Consider the following 14,327-nt stretch of genomic DNA (forward strand, 5'->3'; position numbering starts at 1 on the left):
TCGGGTAGGAAGCCGTCCGTGTATAAATACATCAAAGATATTACGGGCAAAAAGGTAGCTCCGGAAATGAGCAAAGAGGACTACTATAAGGTTATCCGTTTCTTGATGGAAAGTACGCCCGAAACTTTGGAGGGGTTGGTTAAGAACAAAGACGGAACGCCCAACAAGAAAACGCCCGTGTGGGTGCTAAATGTGGTGTCTGCCATTAACGCAGATATTCGCTATGGTAGGACTTATACGGTAGATAGTCTGTTTGATAGGGTTTTCGGTAAACCCACCCAACAGATAGAGAGCGAAGTAAACGCACAAGTAACCAACAACAGCATGGATTTGTCGGCTCTTACTACGGATGAGTTGCTACAATACAATTCCTTGCTGGAAAAAATAAAGGCAGGCAATGGCACGAAGTAAGGTTACAGACGTGCCGATGGCACTTGCAGTGAAGATTGAGCTTTTCAAGCGTGGTTGTTTCGACTTCATCACCGTAAAGGATGGTTTGAAGCATGAGAAGCAAGAACACGCTTTGAAGATACTTACCGACAATGAACACGTTGAACTTTTGTACGGAGGTGCTGCCGGGGGTGCAAAATCATGGACGGGTGCGGTGTGGCTTCTGTTTATGTGCCTCTGTTATCCCGGTTCAAAGTGGTTTATCGGACGTGCCGAGTTAAAGCGTATCACACAATCTACACTTATCACATTTTACAAGGTTTGCAATCAATATGGGGTTGATGATACCTTGTACAAGTATAACGGGCAATACAATTATATCGAATTTTTCAACGGTTCACGCATTGACTTGCTGGACTTGCAATATAAGCCGGGCGACCCTCTGTATGAGCGTTACGGCTCAATCGAATATACAGGCGGCTGGATTGAAGAGGGTGGCGAGGTGAATTTTGGAGCTTATGATACATTGAAAACACGTATCGGGCGACACCTTAACAATGAACTGGGGTTGAGGCGAAAGTTATTCATTACGTGCAACCCTAAAAAGAATTGGATGTATGATACATTCTACAAGCCGGATAAGAAAGGGGAATTGCCCGAATATATGTACTACCTTGCTTGCCTTGTACAAGAAAATCCATTCATAGACCCCGATTATATAGAGGGCTTGAAAACCACAAAGGATAAAGTAAAGCGTGAACGTCTTTTGAAAGGTAATTGGGAATATGACGATAACCCCAACGCCCTTTGTTCACATGATGCAATCTGTGAGATATTCGGGAATAAGATTTCAATCAAGACAGGTACAAACTATATTACAGGCGATATTGCACGCTTCGGAGCTGACTATGCCCGTCTTGCCGTTTGGGACGGTTGGCATATCATAGAGCTACAATGTTTTCCCGTGTCTAAGACTACCGACATTCAGACGTGGATAATCAACAAGCAAAAGAAGTATAGAATACCCAACCATAAATGTATCGTTGATGAGGACGGTGTAGGCGGTGGAGTGGTGGATAATTGCGACATTCAGGGATTCGTGAACAACTCTACCCCTTTCAATGGTGAAAACTACCAAAACCTACAGACTCAATGCGGCTACAAGCTGGCAGACCACATAAACGCTACGGAAGTGGGGATAGATGAGGATTTGATAAGCACTGCCGATAAGGAAGAAATCATAAGGGAACTGGAACAACTGCAAACATGGAAAGCTGATTCGGACGGGAAACTAAAATTGAAACCCAAAGAAGAAATCAAGATGGATATTGGTTGTTCCCCGGACTGGAGGGATATGTTTCTGATGCGAGCATGGTTTGACTATAACGAGTATGATATACCCGATGATATAGAACGCAGATTAGGTATAACCGCTTAAAAACAATAAAGCAAAATGGGATTATTAAACATTATTTCTAACGAGGTAAAGGCGGCTATTGGCTACCAACAAAACTTTGCCGACCTTTTGACGGCTAAGGATGTGACCCGTGCTCTTTCCATGATGAAAGCCCATGCGGAAGAAGCCGCCAATAATTTACGTGAGTATAAGATTGACACTCACAAAGTGATGGAGCGTAAGGATAGAGCCGTTTACGATAAGAAAGGCAACTTTCTACGTTGGAGTAAACGGTGGAAAATCCCTATTCCTTACCCTCAATTCATCAATGAAATTTCTTTGGTGTTTCTCTATGGCAGACCCGTAAAATGGCAACAGCTTTCAACGGGTACGGATTATGCTTTTCAGAACTACAAAGATTGGCTGAATGAAATACATTTCAATGCCAAAGTTAGAGAGGCTAAACGTTTGGCTGGTGCGGAGGGCATTTCTGCCATTCTTTACCATGTGTACCGGGATAGTGATAATAAACCATCCCTTTTGCTGAATGTGTTGAGCCGGGAAAACAACGATGATATTTATACCATTCGTGACCAATACAAACGGATTACCGCTTTTGCATGGGGTTACTATCTGACAGAGGCAGGCAACAATACCGTTTACCATGTGGATATATACACTAAAGAGACTGTATATCGTGCCAAACGTGGCAAAATGGGTTGGGAGGTTGAGATAAAGGATAATCCAATAGGGAAAATTCCCGTGCTGATATTTGAGCAAACGCCCGAACATAAGGAGGTGCAACCCATGATTGAACGCTCTGAAATAATGGAAAGCACCGATGCAGATACTAATGACCGCTTTTCTAACCCGGCAATGGTGGCTACTTCTGAAATCCTCAATAGCTTGCCAAAGTCGGAAGAAGAAGCCAAACTGTTTATTCTCAAAAATGGCGGTGATGTACGCTACCTTACATGGAATGAGGCGAGCGAAAGCAAAAAGAATGAGTTTGAAAGATTGGATAAACACATTCTTTCAAAGTCTTTCACGCCCAACATTGATTTTGACAATATGAAATCATTAGGCAACCTTTCGGCAAAGGCTATACGCAAAGTGATGTTGCTTGCCGTTATTAAGGCTGAACGCCACAAGGAAAAGCACGATGATTATATGAAACGCCACGCTAACCTTATGATAGCTATTTTAGGTAATGTGCTTGACTATCGGCATAAGGCTGAATATGATGCCTTGCTGTTAAGGCATGAGTTCCAAGAGCCTTTCGGGGAAGATGTGAGCGAATTGCTTGCCGACTTATCTAAGCAATACAATGATGGGGCATTGAGCCGTGAAACCTATGTAGAATTGTCCTACCTTGTAAAAGATGCGAAACAAGAAATAGAGCGGCTAAAACAAGAAGAAGCGGAACGGATGGAGCAACAAATGGAGTTAAACAAAATGGACGTTTTCGGAGGGGCTGAATAATGGAAATAAAGACAAAATACAATGTTGGCGATAAGGTTTGGATTATGCGCAATAATAAGCCGGAGAAAATCCAAATTAGCAATATTGAAGTGGAGGTAATAGGTGATGTACCTGTAGGTACTTGTTCCCTTTCGGGGGAGTATTATACCAAAATTATATATGTAGAGGTGCAAAGAAGTGAGTATAGAAGTTTTGGTGATAAAGACCCAATTTGTAAGCATAATGAATGTAATTGCTTCAATACTAAAAAAGATTTGTTATACAGTTTCTTAGATGATAGCGACTATGGCAAAGAAAAAACAAGCATCAACGCAGAACTACCATTGTAGGGACTGCAAACACGCTTTCGACTTCCACGAATTGAACTGGAAAGGCGAACCGTTCTTATGCAAATGCCCTTTCCATAAATACAGCAAGTTTTTAGATAAGGACTATTGCACCAACTTCAAACTAAAGTAGTGGCATGGCAAAGAAGAAGTACATAGACTATAAGAAGATGCAAGCGGAGCTTTTCAATAGAACGGAGGGTTACGCTGCCAATGTCCGTATCATCTACCAACAAGCATTTGAGCGAATAATTAACTTGGTAAAGGGTACGGAGTTGGAGGATGGGAAGCCTTTCTCTTTTGCCGACTATGGGTATAGTGAGGAAGTTACGCCCATTCTTAGGGATATGTACAGCCGTGTTTACCAAGTTATCCGGGGCGGTGTAGAAAAGGAATGGCTTGCATCTAACGAGAATAACGATGCTTTGGTTAAAAGTGTGTTCGGTGAACAATCAATAAAAGATAATCACTTTGCACGTTTCTTCAAGCGCAACAAAGAGGCTATGGATGCTTTCTTTGCCCGTAAGAGTGGTGACGGTGGTTTGAATCTCTCTCAAAAGGTTTGGCGATATACGGGTATGTTCCGTGATGAGCTGGAAAATACTTTAGATTTGGCGATTGGTGAGGGTGTTCCGGCTAATCGTTTGGCGGCTCAGATAAAGAAGTATCTACAAGACCCCGATAAGTTTTACAGGCGTTTCCGTATCAAGGTAGGGGAAGATGAGAACGGGCAACCTATCTATGGTAGAAAGTGGAAACGCAGGGTTTGGGACAAAGAAGCCAACTCCTACAAATGGGTGGATGATAACCCGAAACATTTTCATCCCGGGCGTGGCGTGTACCGTTCATCCGCACGTAACGCCCAAAGGCTTGCACGGACTGAAACCAACATTGCGTATCGTACAGCCGATTTTGAGCGTTGGGCGCAACTCGACTTTGTGGTAGGCATTGAAATCAAGCTATCCAACAATCATCCCGTATCTGACATTTGCGATGATTTGAAAGGTGTGTACCCTAAAACATTCCGTTGGAAAGGGTGGCACCCGAATTGCCGTTGCTATCAAGTGCCCGTACTGGCAAAGCAAGAAGAATTGGACGAAATGCTGGATAAGATTTTGGACGGGGATAATCCGGCAACGGTGGAATGTGAGGAAAAGGTAAAAGAGCTGCCATCCCAATTTACCGGGTGGATGCAAGATAATGAGCAACGCATCAAGGATGCAACGGAGAAAGGGACTTTGCCCTACTTCCTACGGGACAATGAAAAGGTTATCTATCCACCGACAGCAAAAGAGATAGCAAAAGCCCGGCACGAAGCCCGGACGGAAGCGGAAGCAAATGCCATCCGGCAACGGTGGAATGTGAGGAAAGCGACCTATCACTATGGTAATAATATGCTCCGTGTTATGGGTGGTATTTCAGACGTTGATACTACGGCTTTAGCTGAGGCTCTAAAACACCCTGATTTGTCCGCTATCATGTTGGAAGCCCATAAACTGAAAGCCATAGGTAAGGAGATTTATTCACTGGGTTACATAGATAGCCCTATGGAGGTGGCTAAAAAGTTCTCTTTAGCCGATGCAAAAGCCGTAAACAAGGCGGTTGCTGATAAGCTGGCACAATGGGATAGCCTTTCTTTGGAACAACAATTAAAGAAACTGAATTTTGAAGTATACGACTTTTTAGGTGGTAACTATCATAATGTACAACAGAAGTACCCAACGTGGCAGGTGTCACAACAAGCCTATATTAAACAGCTTGGCATTGTTCAAGATAAGATAGATTGGAATGCCATTAAGGATAGCTATGCCGACCTATCTAAGTTCTCTACCAAGTCCAAGCCTTACCAATCGCTCATTGCACAGCTTGAAAATGCAATCAATGGCAATGATAAAGCAATGGCACAACAAACCATTGCGGAACTTAATGCAAGGAAAGAAAGCATTGAAAAAGCCGCTGCCAAGCGTAAATCAAAAGTAAAGGAGGTTAAGTTTAAGGATTCCGATTTTACGCAGGAAAGAAAGGATGAGGCGAAATGGTTTATTCATAGTTCAGATGCAAACGATTATTTCTTTGATAATGCCGTGGATATGTGGAAACTTGCAAGCACCAATGAAAAGGCGGCTATGTATCAATATACGGCTGGTAGTAGTTACATAACAGAGCCTTTGCGTGCTATCAAGGGATATTATCACTACTATGGTAGTAGATTGTCCGAAGCTGAAAAGCATATTGCCGATATGACCCAATATATAGCCCGAAGCACACTTAAAGATGATGTTTGGGTAAAGCGTGACGAAATCAGTGCTTTTGTAAACTATCGGTTTGGGCTGTCTGATTTGGATGCTTATATATCTGACCCGTCTAAGCTTGTTGGCAAGGTTGGTACGGATGATTCCTTTATGTCGTGTGGTAATTGCCGGAATACGAACTTTGGAAGTAAGCCCGTTTGTCTGAATATCTATTGTCCGAAAGGTACACAAATGACCTACGCAGAGCCTTTTTCTGCATTTGGTTCAAGCCATGACAATGGGGACTATTGTCCGGGTAAGAAGTGGAACGGAACTTCTAAGCCTACAACAACGGGGGAAAATGAAATTATCCTACAGCGTGGCACTAAATTCAGAATCACTAAAGCCGAATACACAAATGGCAAATGGTATATAGATATGGAAGTTTTGGAACAAAGCCCGAAAGTGATAAAGGAAATGGTTTCTACTCCAATGGGATTCTATTGCAAGTATTGACAACAAAAGAAAGGCGCATCAATTACGGTGCGCCTTTACTTTAATCTTTTATGTATGTAGTCCGATACAGCTTTCTAAAATCCTCTATATCCACCCTTTCAGCATATTTGCAGTACCTATTGAAAAGCACCGCTTTCAATGTGATGGGCACACCATCGTACAATTCAAAACTGGATAATCCGGCATCAGTGTATTCCTTTAGAATTGGGGTAATGAGTTCACATCCAGCATCGGTGGCAGGTATAGTTTGCTCAGTCCACCATTTTTCACAAAGCCAAAACATTTGCTTATCGCCATCTTTGAACGGGCATACCGTTTCGCCTTTGTAGAAGCGGCAAAATGATTGTAAATCGTTTTTATACATATTGTTTTCTATTTAAGTTTCCGAAAAAATCACCAACTACATTGAGCATATCAGTAGGCAACAAGTCAAATGCCTTGTCTGAAATTTCTTTGGGGACACCCCAAAGGGCTTCTGCCATTGAGCCGACTATTGCCCCTATCGTGTCGCTATCTCCACCCCATGAAATAGCCCGTCTGATTGCATCCTCAAAAGAGGTGCTTACACGAATAATTTTCAAACAAAGCGGCACAGTGCCTTGACACGTTTCATCAAATACTCCGGCATAATAATCGTTTACCATGAATTGCGGATAGTACGATTGCATTATATTCTCAAATGCTTTCTGATTGTGGGTTGTCCTCAGATAATAAATAGCGTGTGCGACTGCTACAGCTCCTTTAATTCCCTCCGGGTGATTATGGGTTACTATAGCCGTTTTCTCTGCCTCCATCAAAACCTTATCCAAGTTGTCATAAGCCCATGCAACCGGGGAAACACGCATTGCAGAGCCATTGCCGAAGCTGTTATATGGTTGTGGGGTGTCTGAGGCTATCCAGCGGGCAAAGCTGCCGCCGTATGCCCCTTTCGGATTGGGGTATGCTCTACACCATTGGAGAAACTTATCTTTGTAATTTGCGCCCGTATTGATTGCATCCGCTACCGCTATAGTACAAATGGTATCGTCTGTAAACGTGCTATCCTTTGTGAATAATTCAAAGTTGTAGTTATCTGTATTGTTAAACTCAAAGCGTGAGCCTACAATATCGCCTATAATTGCTCCTAACATATTACTTGAAATTTTGATTAAAAAAACGCTCTGCTTTAATTCTATGATATTTAGCTTCACGGTACTTATGTTTGTAGTACCATCGTGTAACAAATGAAGATTCTGCCAGTTTAATGAGCATTGCAGATTCTCTTAAAAAAAGAGCCGATACAATATGCTTTTCTGTAGATTCTATTGTAGATGCACAAGCCTTTTGAAAATCTTCTAAAGATTCGTTTATACCCTCAAATGCTTTCAAAAGGGATTTTGTCATTTCTTTCGTAATACATTCATCCATTGTTAGCCTCCTTTCTTATGCCTCTATTTGATTGTTTTGTATGGAGTGTGCCATATCGTATAATGGCTTTTCTACCCTTGTGTTCGTCATTCCTTAGAACATTCCAAAGGGTTTCTTTCGAGCATCCTACTACTTCGGTGGGCAACAGCTCATATATAGCGGTAATGCTGCCAAAATAGTAGTGACGTTTGCCCTTGTATGGCTCTTTCAATTCTACATGAATGACCTTTCTTTGCTGTTTCATTGCTATATGTGTTCTATAAACGCAAAATTACCATATTATATTTAATAAAACAAATGTTTACCAAGTTTATTGTACTTAGTATGGTTAATGCTTTCTTATTCGATTTGTTCTGATGGTAGTAAATCGTAAATATTGGCATATTTGACAATCGTAGCATGACCAAAATACACTCCAATATGGTGTGTCCCTTGATATTTTCCATTTCTCCACGGGGCTATTTCAATTATAAGCTCTCCTTTCACCTTTATTATTGTTAGATACTTTCCGTCTTTTGGTTTCTTATCCGCATTGTGCCATACCGAATTTATGCGCCATTCCGCACCATGATAAAACCCTTTATGTAAAGCATCTCTATCAATATCGCTTATCTCGTATTCTTTATTAGCAAATTCATCTGCTTCCTTTTTAATCAGTTCTTTATTCATTGTGTTTATCCTTTTATTCGTCCTAAAAAAGACAATTTTAATATATCACATTCCAAACCTATAACGGCGAACTCCAACATAGCGTTATCATCCGCAAGGTCGTTTATTTTCAAAAGTGGATAATCTTCTCCAGTACTGGTTACATATCCCTCTTGTGAAATATCATCCGTTATACGCTCATCATCGCATTTGCCAAAATAAGAATCAAGGCTGCTTATGATGTGTTCTTTCAAATAAGCCTCACTATACACAGAGGCTATTTTAGCTTGCTTCCTAAGTGCGTACCTCATTGCTTTATACTTTAGTCGAACACTCCTACAAAATCATCGGGTGTTATATACCCTCTTGATTCCATGATTTCGATGATTGTTTCTTTATCCATTTCTTTACATTGCCACACAAGTAAAATATCATCCCCTGCCGCCATTGATATTTTAGGCTCGTTCCCTCTAAATCCTGAAAAAGCAAGATGTTTATCAATAGCTTGTAGTGCTATAATTGATTCACGGTGTTTATCTTCCGCTTTCTTGAAAGCATTTCTTAATGTAGTGTTCATCGTTTACCTCCTTTTCTTATCTTCTCATAACATTCATCACAATAAGTGTGAATCTTGCCATTATAGATTTTAACTTTTATACCGTTTCTCCGTAATTCGGTAGGCGTTGGCTGAAACATTGCATATTGAATAAGTTTACAACCGCATATATCACAAGATACCTCGTACCATTTTTCAATCATTGTTCGTTATCCTCATATATTTTACGCTCATTAGTTAAAGCACTGTTGTAATTATCAATACTATACAGACGTTCTTTAATCAGTCTGAAAAAGTAGTCGCATTTCTCCGATATGTTCCACCGAAAAAATGGGAAAGTTGCCCATACTGGGTCTTCCGGGGCATTTTCATAAGTGAATAAAGCCCATTTATCAGCTTTGATAAGCTGCCATATTGCACGTAACTTTCTCATATCTCATCCTCTTCTATTTCAAGTAAAACATTAATTTCTGTTTTATCTGTAAAACCATCGTTTGGATATACGATTTCTTTTTCAACGTAAGTTATTCCATGAACACGCCTAAAAGTCGCATTATCTTCATCCCAATTTGATTCTTTTCTATCTGTTAGCATCCAAACATTGGCTGCTTTAGGCATTTTTTTAAGTTTTTGTATAAGTTCTCCAACTGTTAGTGTTTTCATTCCAATTATAAATTTGATAGCCATTGTTCGTAAACTCGTGTAGACACTTGCGCCATCATAACAGGCGGTACACTCATACCGCAAATGTAGTGCGGTGAAAAACCGCAAAAATCATAGTCTTGCGGGAAAGTAGAAGCGTTGCACACCTCAGATTTTGATAAATACACAGGCTTATTAAAAGGAATCGTGCTGTCTGCATGAGCCGTAAGCGTGTTGCAAATTTTATCCTCATACAAATAACATTGATTGAAAAATCCTCTTTTGCCTGTCAGCTTCCGATAAGCATTTGACATATCAATATCCCCATGTGTTCTATTATCAAACATTTCTTTCATGCGCTTGCCGTATGGCTTGCCCATGTAATCCGCAAATTCTCCGTAGCAAATCCCCGGCTCGTTGAAGTCCATGCTAATATGTGGCTCAACATTGAAGAGGTCAGACACTTTCAAGAAATTCACGCCCAAATCATGCCTAATACATACAAAGAACACCCGATTTCGCATTTGTGGTACTCCCATTTTAGAAGCATCAAGTAAGAAGTGTTGGCAATAATACCCAGCATCTTCAAAGTCCTTGTAAATGCGTCTTGCATAATCTATGGCATTACCCATAAGCAAGCCTTTCACATTTTCCGCTATCACAACCTTTGGTTGAAGTGCTTTTGCCAAAGCAATGAAGTCGAAGAAAAGTGTATCAAGAACTTGTGCCGTTTGCCCCTCTCTGAACACCTTTTCTTTGCCCCAATCCTTTTCACGGTTGCCAGATAAGGAGAAAGTGGAACATGGGGGTGAACCGTCCAAAATATCCAAGTTATAAAGTTCGGGCGGTAGCTCTCTCTCAATTCTCTTATATCCCCTAAAAAATTGAACTGTGGTGCATGGTTGGTTACATACACCTGATTCACTTTAGGGTCTATTTCATTGCAACCTATCACATCAAACCCTGCCAACTTGTAGCCCATAGTTGAACCGCCACCACACGCAAAACAAGAAAACACTTTGCCTTTGTCTTTAGTGAAATTGGCTTCTGCCAGCTTCCAGTTATAAGGGAATTTATGAATTTCCATTATTGCACCTCCTCATCTTTACACATAACGACATCGCCACAAATATAATCCCAACCAAAAATAGCATTGTGTTTATGCGCTATTTCCGTGGCTGTTTCGTTGGAATCTAAAACGTCTTTCCCATTATCATTGATTACGAGAATATCCCCATTGTGTAGGTTTATAATATCAATGTAACCATCTACGAACTTTTGCAGTTCATCCAGTTGGAAGTCCAGCCCGTTTTGAGGTTGGATTTCCAATTTACTTCCGTCTGTCTTTATAAGTGTTGCCATCTTATTTTGCCTCCTTTCGTTTTAGTTGAAGTTTTACCTTTTCGGTATCAAACTCATAGTTCATACACTCAGTAAAGTTTCCCATTATAAGCATTAGAGGGAAGAGCATACCATGCTTACATCTTCTTCCAAATTCGTCTGATGCTGCCTTGCATGAATCACATCTATAAATGTCTTGTGCTGTTACTATTGCCATTGTGAGCCTCCTTTCTTGCCTTGTGAACGCCTTTAGTATAATTGCGTTCAACACGTCTAACGTCATTGTATTTTGCTTGCGCTGTAGATTCTATCATGTGGGGCTTTTCGTTTCCCACCCAATGAGCATCCGGGTGTTCCTGCTGTATTGCTGCTAAAATTGCATCTTTCAATATTCCCATATACTAAAATTTTATTGGTTGATACACACGCTTATTGGAACGAGTAATTTATAAGTCGTCCCGTTGGGAAAGCCATCTTTAATGGCTTCTTTTATTTCTTTTGCGGATGGTACGCTGTTGCGCACTCCAAACTCAATCTTTCCCAAACGTCTGCCGTTATGGTCGAAAATGATGTAAGTGTATTCATTCATAATTCTGAAATTTACTTGGTTACTACTGTTACAAATTGGCACTTTGCCCAAAGCGTAAAATCATTGCTGCTTATGTACTTCTGATTTTGGGCTTCAATGGCTTTAGCTTGTTTTTCGCTAATCTCTTTGCCTTGCAAATAATATCTTTTCATTCGGTGTTGCATTGTGGTAGCCCAAAGACTACCGGGTTAAACTTAGAACATCATTGTTATTTCAGCCCATTTTTGATAGCCAAAAGAAACGGCTTGCTCAATAGCCTCATTGAGTTCTTCGACTTCAAATAACACTTTCTTAGTCGTGTAATCTAAGCCGTAATAGCTTACTTCTTTATTGTGGGCATTAATACCCTTTTTATGTATCTCTAAAAGTTTCATAATCTTATTTGTATTGTGTAGGGGATTGCTACCCTACTGGTTATTACTTTCTTAAAATTTCGTCTAATAGTTCTTTGTCTAATTCCCAAAGGTTGTATCCTTTTGCTAATTTTCTTCTGAGGTATTCACGCTCGCCAATCATGGTTATTGCTTTTTCTCTTAAATCTAATGCACTCCACTTTTCGGCTTGTTCTATAAGAAAGTTTTCAAGACATTTGCGTTCTTCGTAAAGTTCACGGACTAACACCGTTTTTTGCTCTATTTCTTTCAGAGCTGCCGGGTTTTTCATCCACAACTTGCAAAACGCATCTTTATCAAGGTCTGTATTCATGTAGCAAGTTTCAACCTCTGTATAGTTGTCCGCTGTTAGCTTCAACCCGGTTCTTTCTTCAAATTCTTTTTGTGTCATGGCAATATGTATTATAGTATTGATATTTCTTTTTGAGCTAATTTGCTGTCTGTGAGGCACAGCACTTCATATTTCATTTTTTTGTAGTTGTAAACTACCTCTAATGTGTTTTGCCCTCTGCCGTCTGCCCTTTCGTCATAAATGGTTTTGATATGCTGGTACATGATATTGCCCATCATAAAGTTTATGCTTCCCGAAGTGTGGAAGTGAAAAGCTACCGCATACTCTAATGTTTTCTTTTCATCAATACGCTTAATTGCCATAATCTGAAATTTGTTAGGTGTTACATATTCTTTATTCGTAATCAATTCAATTACGTTGCAAATATAGGCTATATATTTAATATAACAAAGTGTTTGGATATATTTTTGGATATATTTTCAAAATACCTATGTGATAGTTGGTTTTGATAGTCTTTTAGTGGTGATTTCCTTTATTTAAGATGAGTGGGAATGCTCGAATGGATATATTTACTGCAAAACAGGATATATTTTGTGCTTTTCTGAGGATATATTTTTGCTGAGTGAAAATTATTATTCCTGTTGTGTTAATCAAACACATATTTGTTATATTGAATATAGCAAATGAAAAATCGCTTTTACGTCTTGTTTTTAAGCGTAAGATGCTAATAGGCAAGTAATTTACCGAGTAAAATATGTGTGTTTATGGAACGCATATATGATTTTATTTCATATCTTTGCTCTGTAGAAGTTCAACTTACTAAATAACAAAAGCAACAATGAATAAGAAACTCTTTGAGAAAGTCAAAGGCTTGTGTAAAGACACTGGTCTTTCGGAGAAGTACCTTAAAGCGATAACCGAAAAAATGGGTGGCAGCATTGAGGATGATTCTACCGATGATGAGGCAATAGAAAGTACGGCAAATCTGATTGCGGAAGTGGCTAAGGAAAGTCAAGGTGAAGCAACCCGATGGGCAAACAAAAAGAAACCAACCCAAACCGAGGATGAGGAAGAGGAAGAAAGAAAGCGTAAGGAAGAAGAATCTAAACGTAAGGGCAAGGTGGCTTTGGACGAAGCGACTGAAAAGAGGTTAAAGGAAATGGAGGAAAAGATTGCTAACTACGAAGCCAAAGAAAGCAAGGAAGCCCGTGCAAAGGAAGTAGTTAAGGCTATGGAAAAGCACAAAATCCCGGCTTATCTCCGTGACCGTTTGGCAAAATCAATCTCCGATGATGAAGATATTGAGGATGCCGTTTCCGCTTACAAACAGGAGCTTATTACAAATGGGCTTGATGATGAACACTCAGGGGGTTCTAAGGCGGCAAGTGAAAAGCAAATTGATGAAGCTGCTGATAGCTTGCTGGAATCAATAACCGTAAAATAAAAGATGAAATGAAAAGAAAGACTGCTTCATTTACCGGGATGCGACCCATTTTCACGGGTTCGCCCTCTATCGTGCAAGGCGGCTTCAATCTGGACGTGGAAAACCAACATTTCGCTGTTGGCGATACCGTGCCTGCCGGAACGCTTGCTATCAAGGATGAGGTGAAAAGGACGGTGCAAGTCATCAAGACTGCAAAAGTGGTGGAAGTGGATGCGGAAAACACCAAGAAAGTAAGCCTGTACGTAGATGAGTTCTACGAGCCTTGCTTTGCCGTTGGTGATTTGGTGCTGAAAGACGGCACAGCCGCTACAGCCATTGCCGATGTTCCCACAATCGAAAAGATTGAGCGAAACGGAAACAATTACATTGTCACTCTCTCCAAAGCCATTGCCGGGCTTGTAAAGGATGATGTATTGGTAGAGGTTGTTTCGGACGGACAAGCTGCCGCAAAATCAAAGGAGCGTGGCACTTCCAACTCCGTACTGATTGCCGATGTGGAAGTAGGCGAGTTTGAAACCTCTGTAGATGTTTCTGCCGACACCATGCAATACGCGATGTACGAAAGACGTGTGCCGCCTATCCCTGCCGGGCAAAAGGACACTACGGGCGATTACTTGAAAGGGAATCCCCACGTGAAATTAACGAAATCACACTAACTAAAATTAGCGTAACGAC

22 protein-coding genes and 1 pseudogene are annotated in these 14,327 nt (G+C 40.6%); 7 read left to right on the forward strand and 16 right to left on the reverse strand.

Features of this window, described 5'->3' with window-relative positions; genetic code table 11:
• Nucleotides 1–18 precede the first annotated feature (18 nt).
• The 5 genes from QZ323_RS00305 to QZ323_RS00325 all read left to right on the forward strand — a co-directional run bounded on the left by QZ323_RS00305 (nucleotide 19) and on the right by QZ323_RS00325 (nucleotide 6,341).
• Nucleotides 19–411 (forward strand): hypothetical protein, encoded by a 393-nt coding sequence (locus QZ323_RS00305; protein ID WP_226766595.1) that lies wholly within the window; start codon nucleotides 19–21, stop codon nucleotides 409–411.
• Complete coding sequence (locus QZ323_RS00310; protein WP_008642503.1) at nucleotides 398–1,828, forward strand: phage terminase large subunit; 1,431 nt, start codon at nucleotides 398–400, stop codon at nucleotides 1,826–1,828. Before QZ323_RS00305 ends, QZ323_RS00310 begins: the two co-directional genes overlap by 14 nt.
• Before the next feature lie 15 nt (nucleotides 1,829–1,843).
• Nucleotides 1,844–3,268 (forward strand): phage portal protein, encoded by a 1,425-nt coding sequence (locus tag QZ323_RS00315; protein ID WP_005655441.1) that lies wholly within the window; start codon nucleotides 1,844–1,846, stop codon nucleotides 3,266–3,268.
• Entirely contained in the window at nucleotides 3,268–3,597 is a 330-nt protein-coding gene (locus QZ323_RS00320; RefSeq protein ID WP_024986368.1) for a hypothetical protein, read from the forward strand. The genes QZ323_RS00315 and QZ323_RS00320 overlap by 1 nt, the downstream gene beginning before the upstream one ends.
• A 134-nt stretch (nucleotides 3,598–3,731) precedes the next feature.
• Nucleotides 3,732–6,341 (forward strand): ADP-ribosyltransferase, encoded by a 2,610-nt coding sequence (locus tag QZ323_RS00325; RefSeq protein WP_065539757.1) that lies wholly within the window; start codon nucleotides 3,732–3,734, stop codon nucleotides 6,339–6,341.
• 40 nt (nucleotides 6,342–6,381) lie between these two features.
• Here the strand turns inward: QZ323_RS00325 and QZ323_RS00330 are convergent, their stop codons facing one another.
• From QZ323_RS00330 to QZ323_RS00405, 16 genes and pseudogenes are all read right to left on the reverse strand, one after another.
• The gene (locus QZ323_RS00330; RefSeq protein WP_024986367.1) at nucleotides 6,382–6,705 is read right to left on the reverse strand and encodes a hypothetical protein; all 324 of its coding nucleotides are present in this window, start codon (nucleotides 6,703–6,705) and stop codon (nucleotides 6,382–6,384) included.
• Nucleotides 6,698–7,471, reverse strand: coding sequence for an ADP-ribosylglycohydrolase family protein (locus QZ323_RS00335; protein ID WP_024986366.1), 774 nt, complete (start codon nucleotides 7,469–7,471; stop codon nucleotides 6,698–6,700). Before QZ323_RS00335 ends, QZ323_RS00330 begins: the two co-directional genes overlap by 8 nt.
• Before the next feature lies 1 nt (nucleotide 7,472).
• Complete coding sequence (locus QZ323_RS00340) at nucleotides 7,473–7,748, reverse strand: hypothetical protein (protein ID WP_024986365.1); 276 nt, start codon at nucleotides 7,746–7,748, stop codon at nucleotides 7,473–7,475.
• Between the two features lie 339 nt (nucleotides 7,749–8,087).
• Entirely contained in the window at nucleotides 8,088–8,417 is a 330-nt protein-coding gene (locus QZ323_RS00345; protein WP_024986363.1) for a hypothetical protein, read from the reverse strand.
• A gap of 5 nt (nucleotides 8,418–8,422) precedes the next feature.
• Nucleotides 8,423–8,707 carry a hypothetical protein gene (locus QZ323_RS00350; RefSeq protein ID WP_024986362.1) on the reverse strand — a complete coding sequence of 95 codons (285 nt, stop codon included), beginning with the start codon at nucleotides 8,705–8,707 and terminating at the stop codon, nucleotides 8,423–8,425.
• A gap of 11 nt (nucleotides 8,708–8,718) precedes the next feature.
• Nucleotides 8,719–8,973 carry a hypothetical protein gene (locus QZ323_RS00355; protein WP_024986361.1) on the reverse strand — a complete coding sequence of 85 codons (255 nt, stop codon included), beginning with the start codon at nucleotides 8,971–8,973 and terminating at the stop codon, nucleotides 8,719–8,721.
• 178 nt (nucleotides 8,974–9,151) lie between these two features.
• Nucleotides 9,152–9,385, reverse strand: coding sequence for a hypothetical protein (locus QZ323_RS00360; protein ID WP_024986359.1), 234 nt, complete (start codon nucleotides 9,383–9,385; stop codon nucleotides 9,152–9,154).
• A complete protein-coding gene (locus QZ323_RS00365) occupies nucleotides 9,382–9,615 on the reverse strand; it encodes a hypothetical protein (protein WP_128824230.1) in 234 nt (77 codons plus the stop codon). Before QZ323_RS00365 ends, QZ323_RS00360 begins: the two co-directional genes overlap by 4 nt.
• 5 nt (nucleotides 9,616–9,620) lie before the next feature.
• Nucleotides 9,621–10,681, reverse strand: a pseudogene (gene dcm, locus QZ323_RS00370) (DNA (cytosine-5-)-methyltransferase).
• Nucleotides 10,681–10,956: a DUF3846 domain-containing protein gene (locus QZ323_RS00375; protein ID WP_024986357.1), complete on the reverse strand. Its 276-nt coding sequence runs from the start codon at nucleotides 10,954–10,956 to the stop codon at nucleotides 10,681–10,683. Before QZ323_RS00375 ends, dcm begins: the two are co-directional and overlap by 1 nt.
• Before the next feature lie 164 nt (nucleotides 10,957–11,120).
• Entirely contained in the window at nucleotides 11,121–11,333 is a 213-nt protein-coding gene (locus QZ323_RS00380) for a hypothetical protein (RefSeq protein WP_008642513.1), read from the reverse strand.
• 11 nt (nucleotides 11,334–11,344) lie between these two features.
• Nucleotides 11,345–11,524, reverse strand: coding sequence for a hypothetical protein (locus QZ323_RS00385; protein WP_024986356.1), 180 nt, complete (start codon nucleotides 11,522–11,524; stop codon nucleotides 11,345–11,347).
• A gap of 11 nt (nucleotides 11,525–11,535) precedes the next feature.
• On the reverse strand, nucleotides 11,536–11,676 hold the full coding sequence (locus QZ323_RS00390; RefSeq protein WP_162223847.1) for a hypothetical protein: 141 nt from the start codon (nucleotides 11,674–11,676) through the stop codon (nucleotides 11,536–11,538).
• A gap of 42 nt (nucleotides 11,677–11,718) precedes the next feature.
• On the reverse strand, nucleotides 11,719–11,898 hold the full coding sequence (locus QZ323_RS00395) for a hypothetical protein (RefSeq protein ID WP_024986355.1): 180 nt from the start codon (nucleotides 11,896–11,898) through the stop codon (nucleotides 11,719–11,721).
• 43 nt (nucleotides 11,899–11,941) lie between these two features.
• A complete protein-coding gene (locus QZ323_RS00400; RefSeq protein WP_065539755.1) occupies nucleotides 11,942–12,307 on the reverse strand; it encodes a hypothetical protein in 366 nt (121 codons plus the stop codon).
• An 11-nt stretch (nucleotides 12,308–12,318) separates the two neighbouring features.
• Nucleotides 12,319–12,570: a hypothetical protein gene (locus QZ323_RS00405; protein ID WP_065540489.1), complete on the reverse strand. Its 252-nt coding sequence runs from the start codon at nucleotides 12,568–12,570 to the stop codon at nucleotides 12,319–12,321.
• A 476-nt stretch (nucleotides 12,571–13,046) separates the two neighbouring features.
• Between QZ323_RS00405 and QZ323_RS00410 the strand changes: the two genes are divergently transcribed.
• Nucleotides 13,047–13,652 carry a hypothetical protein gene (locus QZ323_RS00410; RefSeq protein ID WP_005655418.1) on the forward strand — a complete coding sequence of 202 codons (606 nt, stop codon included), beginning with the start codon at nucleotides 13,047–13,049 and terminating at the stop codon, nucleotides 13,650–13,652.
• Nucleotides 13,653–13,660: 8 nt separating this feature from the next.
• Nucleotides 13,661–14,308, forward strand: a complete 648-nt coding sequence (locus QZ323_RS00415; RefSeq protein WP_065539754.1) for a hypothetical protein — start codon at nucleotides 13,661–13,663, stop codon at nucleotides 14,306–14,308.
• Nucleotides 14,309–14,327 lie beyond the last annotated feature (19 nt).

Origin of the sequence: uncultured Bacteroides sp. (genome assembly GCF_910585845.1) — a bacterium.
GTDB lineage: Bacteria > Bacteroidota > Bacteroidia > Bacteroidales > Bacteroidaceae > Bacteroides.

Coding starts and splice junctions, on each gene's coding strand:
- QZ323_RS00335 (WP_024986366.1), bottom strand. CDS start 7,471: ATGTTAGGAGCAATTATAGGCGATATTGTAGGCTCACGCTTTGAGTTT.
- QZ323_RS00330 (WP_024986367.1), bottom strand. CDS start 6,705: ATGTATAAAAACGATTTACAATCATTTTGCCGCTTCTACAAAGGCGAA.
- QZ323_RS00355 (WP_024986361.1), bottom strand. CDS start 8,973: ATGAACACTACATTAAGAAATGCTTTCAAGAAAGCGGAAGATAAACAC.
- QZ323_RS00360 (WP_024986359.1), bottom strand. CDS start 9,385: ATGAGAAAGTTACGTGCAATATGGCAGCTTATCAAAGCTGATAAATGG.
- QZ323_RS00345 (WP_024986363.1), bottom strand. CDS start 8,417: ATGAATAAAGAACTGATTAAAAAGGAAGCAGATGAATTTGCTAATAAA.
- QZ323_RS00390 (WP_162223847.1), bottom strand. CDS start 11,676: ATGAAAAGATATTATTTGCAAGGCAAAGAGATTAGCGAAAAACAAGCT.
- QZ323_RS00325 (WP_065539757.1), top strand. CDS start 3,732: ATGGCAAAGAAGAAGTACATAGACTATAAGAAGATGCAAGCGGAGCTT.
- QZ323_RS00350 (WP_024986362.1), bottom strand. CDS start 8,707: ATGAGGTACGCACTTAGGAAGCAAGCTAAAATAGCCTCTGTGTATAGT.
- QZ323_RS00320 (WP_024986368.1), top strand. CDS start 3,268: ATGGAAATAAAGACAAAATACAATGTTGGCGATAAGGTTTGGATTATG.
- QZ323_RS00365 (WP_128824230.1), bottom strand. CDS start 9,615: ATGAAAACACTAACAGTTGGAGAACTTATACAAAAACTTAAAAAAATG.
- QZ323_RS00400 (WP_065539755.1), bottom strand. CDS start 12,307: ATGACACAAAAAGAATTTGAAGAAAGAACCGGGTTGAAGCTAACAGCG.
- QZ323_RS00310 (WP_008642503.1), top strand. CDS start 398: ATGGCACGAAGTAAGGTTACAGACGTGCCGATGGCACTTGCAGTGAAG.
- QZ323_RS00395 (WP_024986355.1), bottom strand. CDS start 11,898: ATGAAACTTTTAGAGATACATAAAAAGGGTATTAATGCCCACAATAAA.
- QZ323_RS00410 (WP_005655418.1), top strand. CDS start 13,047: ATGAATAAGAAACTCTTTGAGAAAGTCAAAGGCTTGTGTAAAGACACT.
- QZ323_RS00340 (WP_024986365.1), bottom strand. CDS start 7,748: ATGGATGAATGTATTACGAAAGAAATGACAAAATCCCTTTTGAAAGCA.
- QZ323_RS00375 (WP_024986357.1), bottom strand. CDS start 10,956: ATGGCAACACTTATAAAGACAGACGGAAGTAAATTGGAAATCCAACCT.
- QZ323_RS00415 (WP_065539754.1), top strand. CDS start 13,661: ATGAAAAGAAAGACTGCTTCATTTACCGGGATGCGACCCATTTTCACG.
- QZ323_RS00380 (WP_008642513.1), bottom strand. CDS start 11,333: ATGGGAATATTGAAAGATGCAATTTTAGCAGCAATACAGCAGGAACAC.
- QZ323_RS00315 (WP_005655441.1), top strand. CDS start 1,844: ATGGGATTATTAAACATTATTTCTAACGAGGTAAAGGCGGCTATTGGC.
- QZ323_RS00385 (WP_024986356.1), bottom strand. CDS start 11,524: ATGAATGAATACACTTACATCATTTTCGACCATAACGGCAGACGTTTG.
- QZ323_RS00405 (WP_065540489.1), bottom strand. CDS start 12,570: ATGGCAATTAAGCGTATTGATGAAAAGAAAACATTAGAGTATGCGGTA.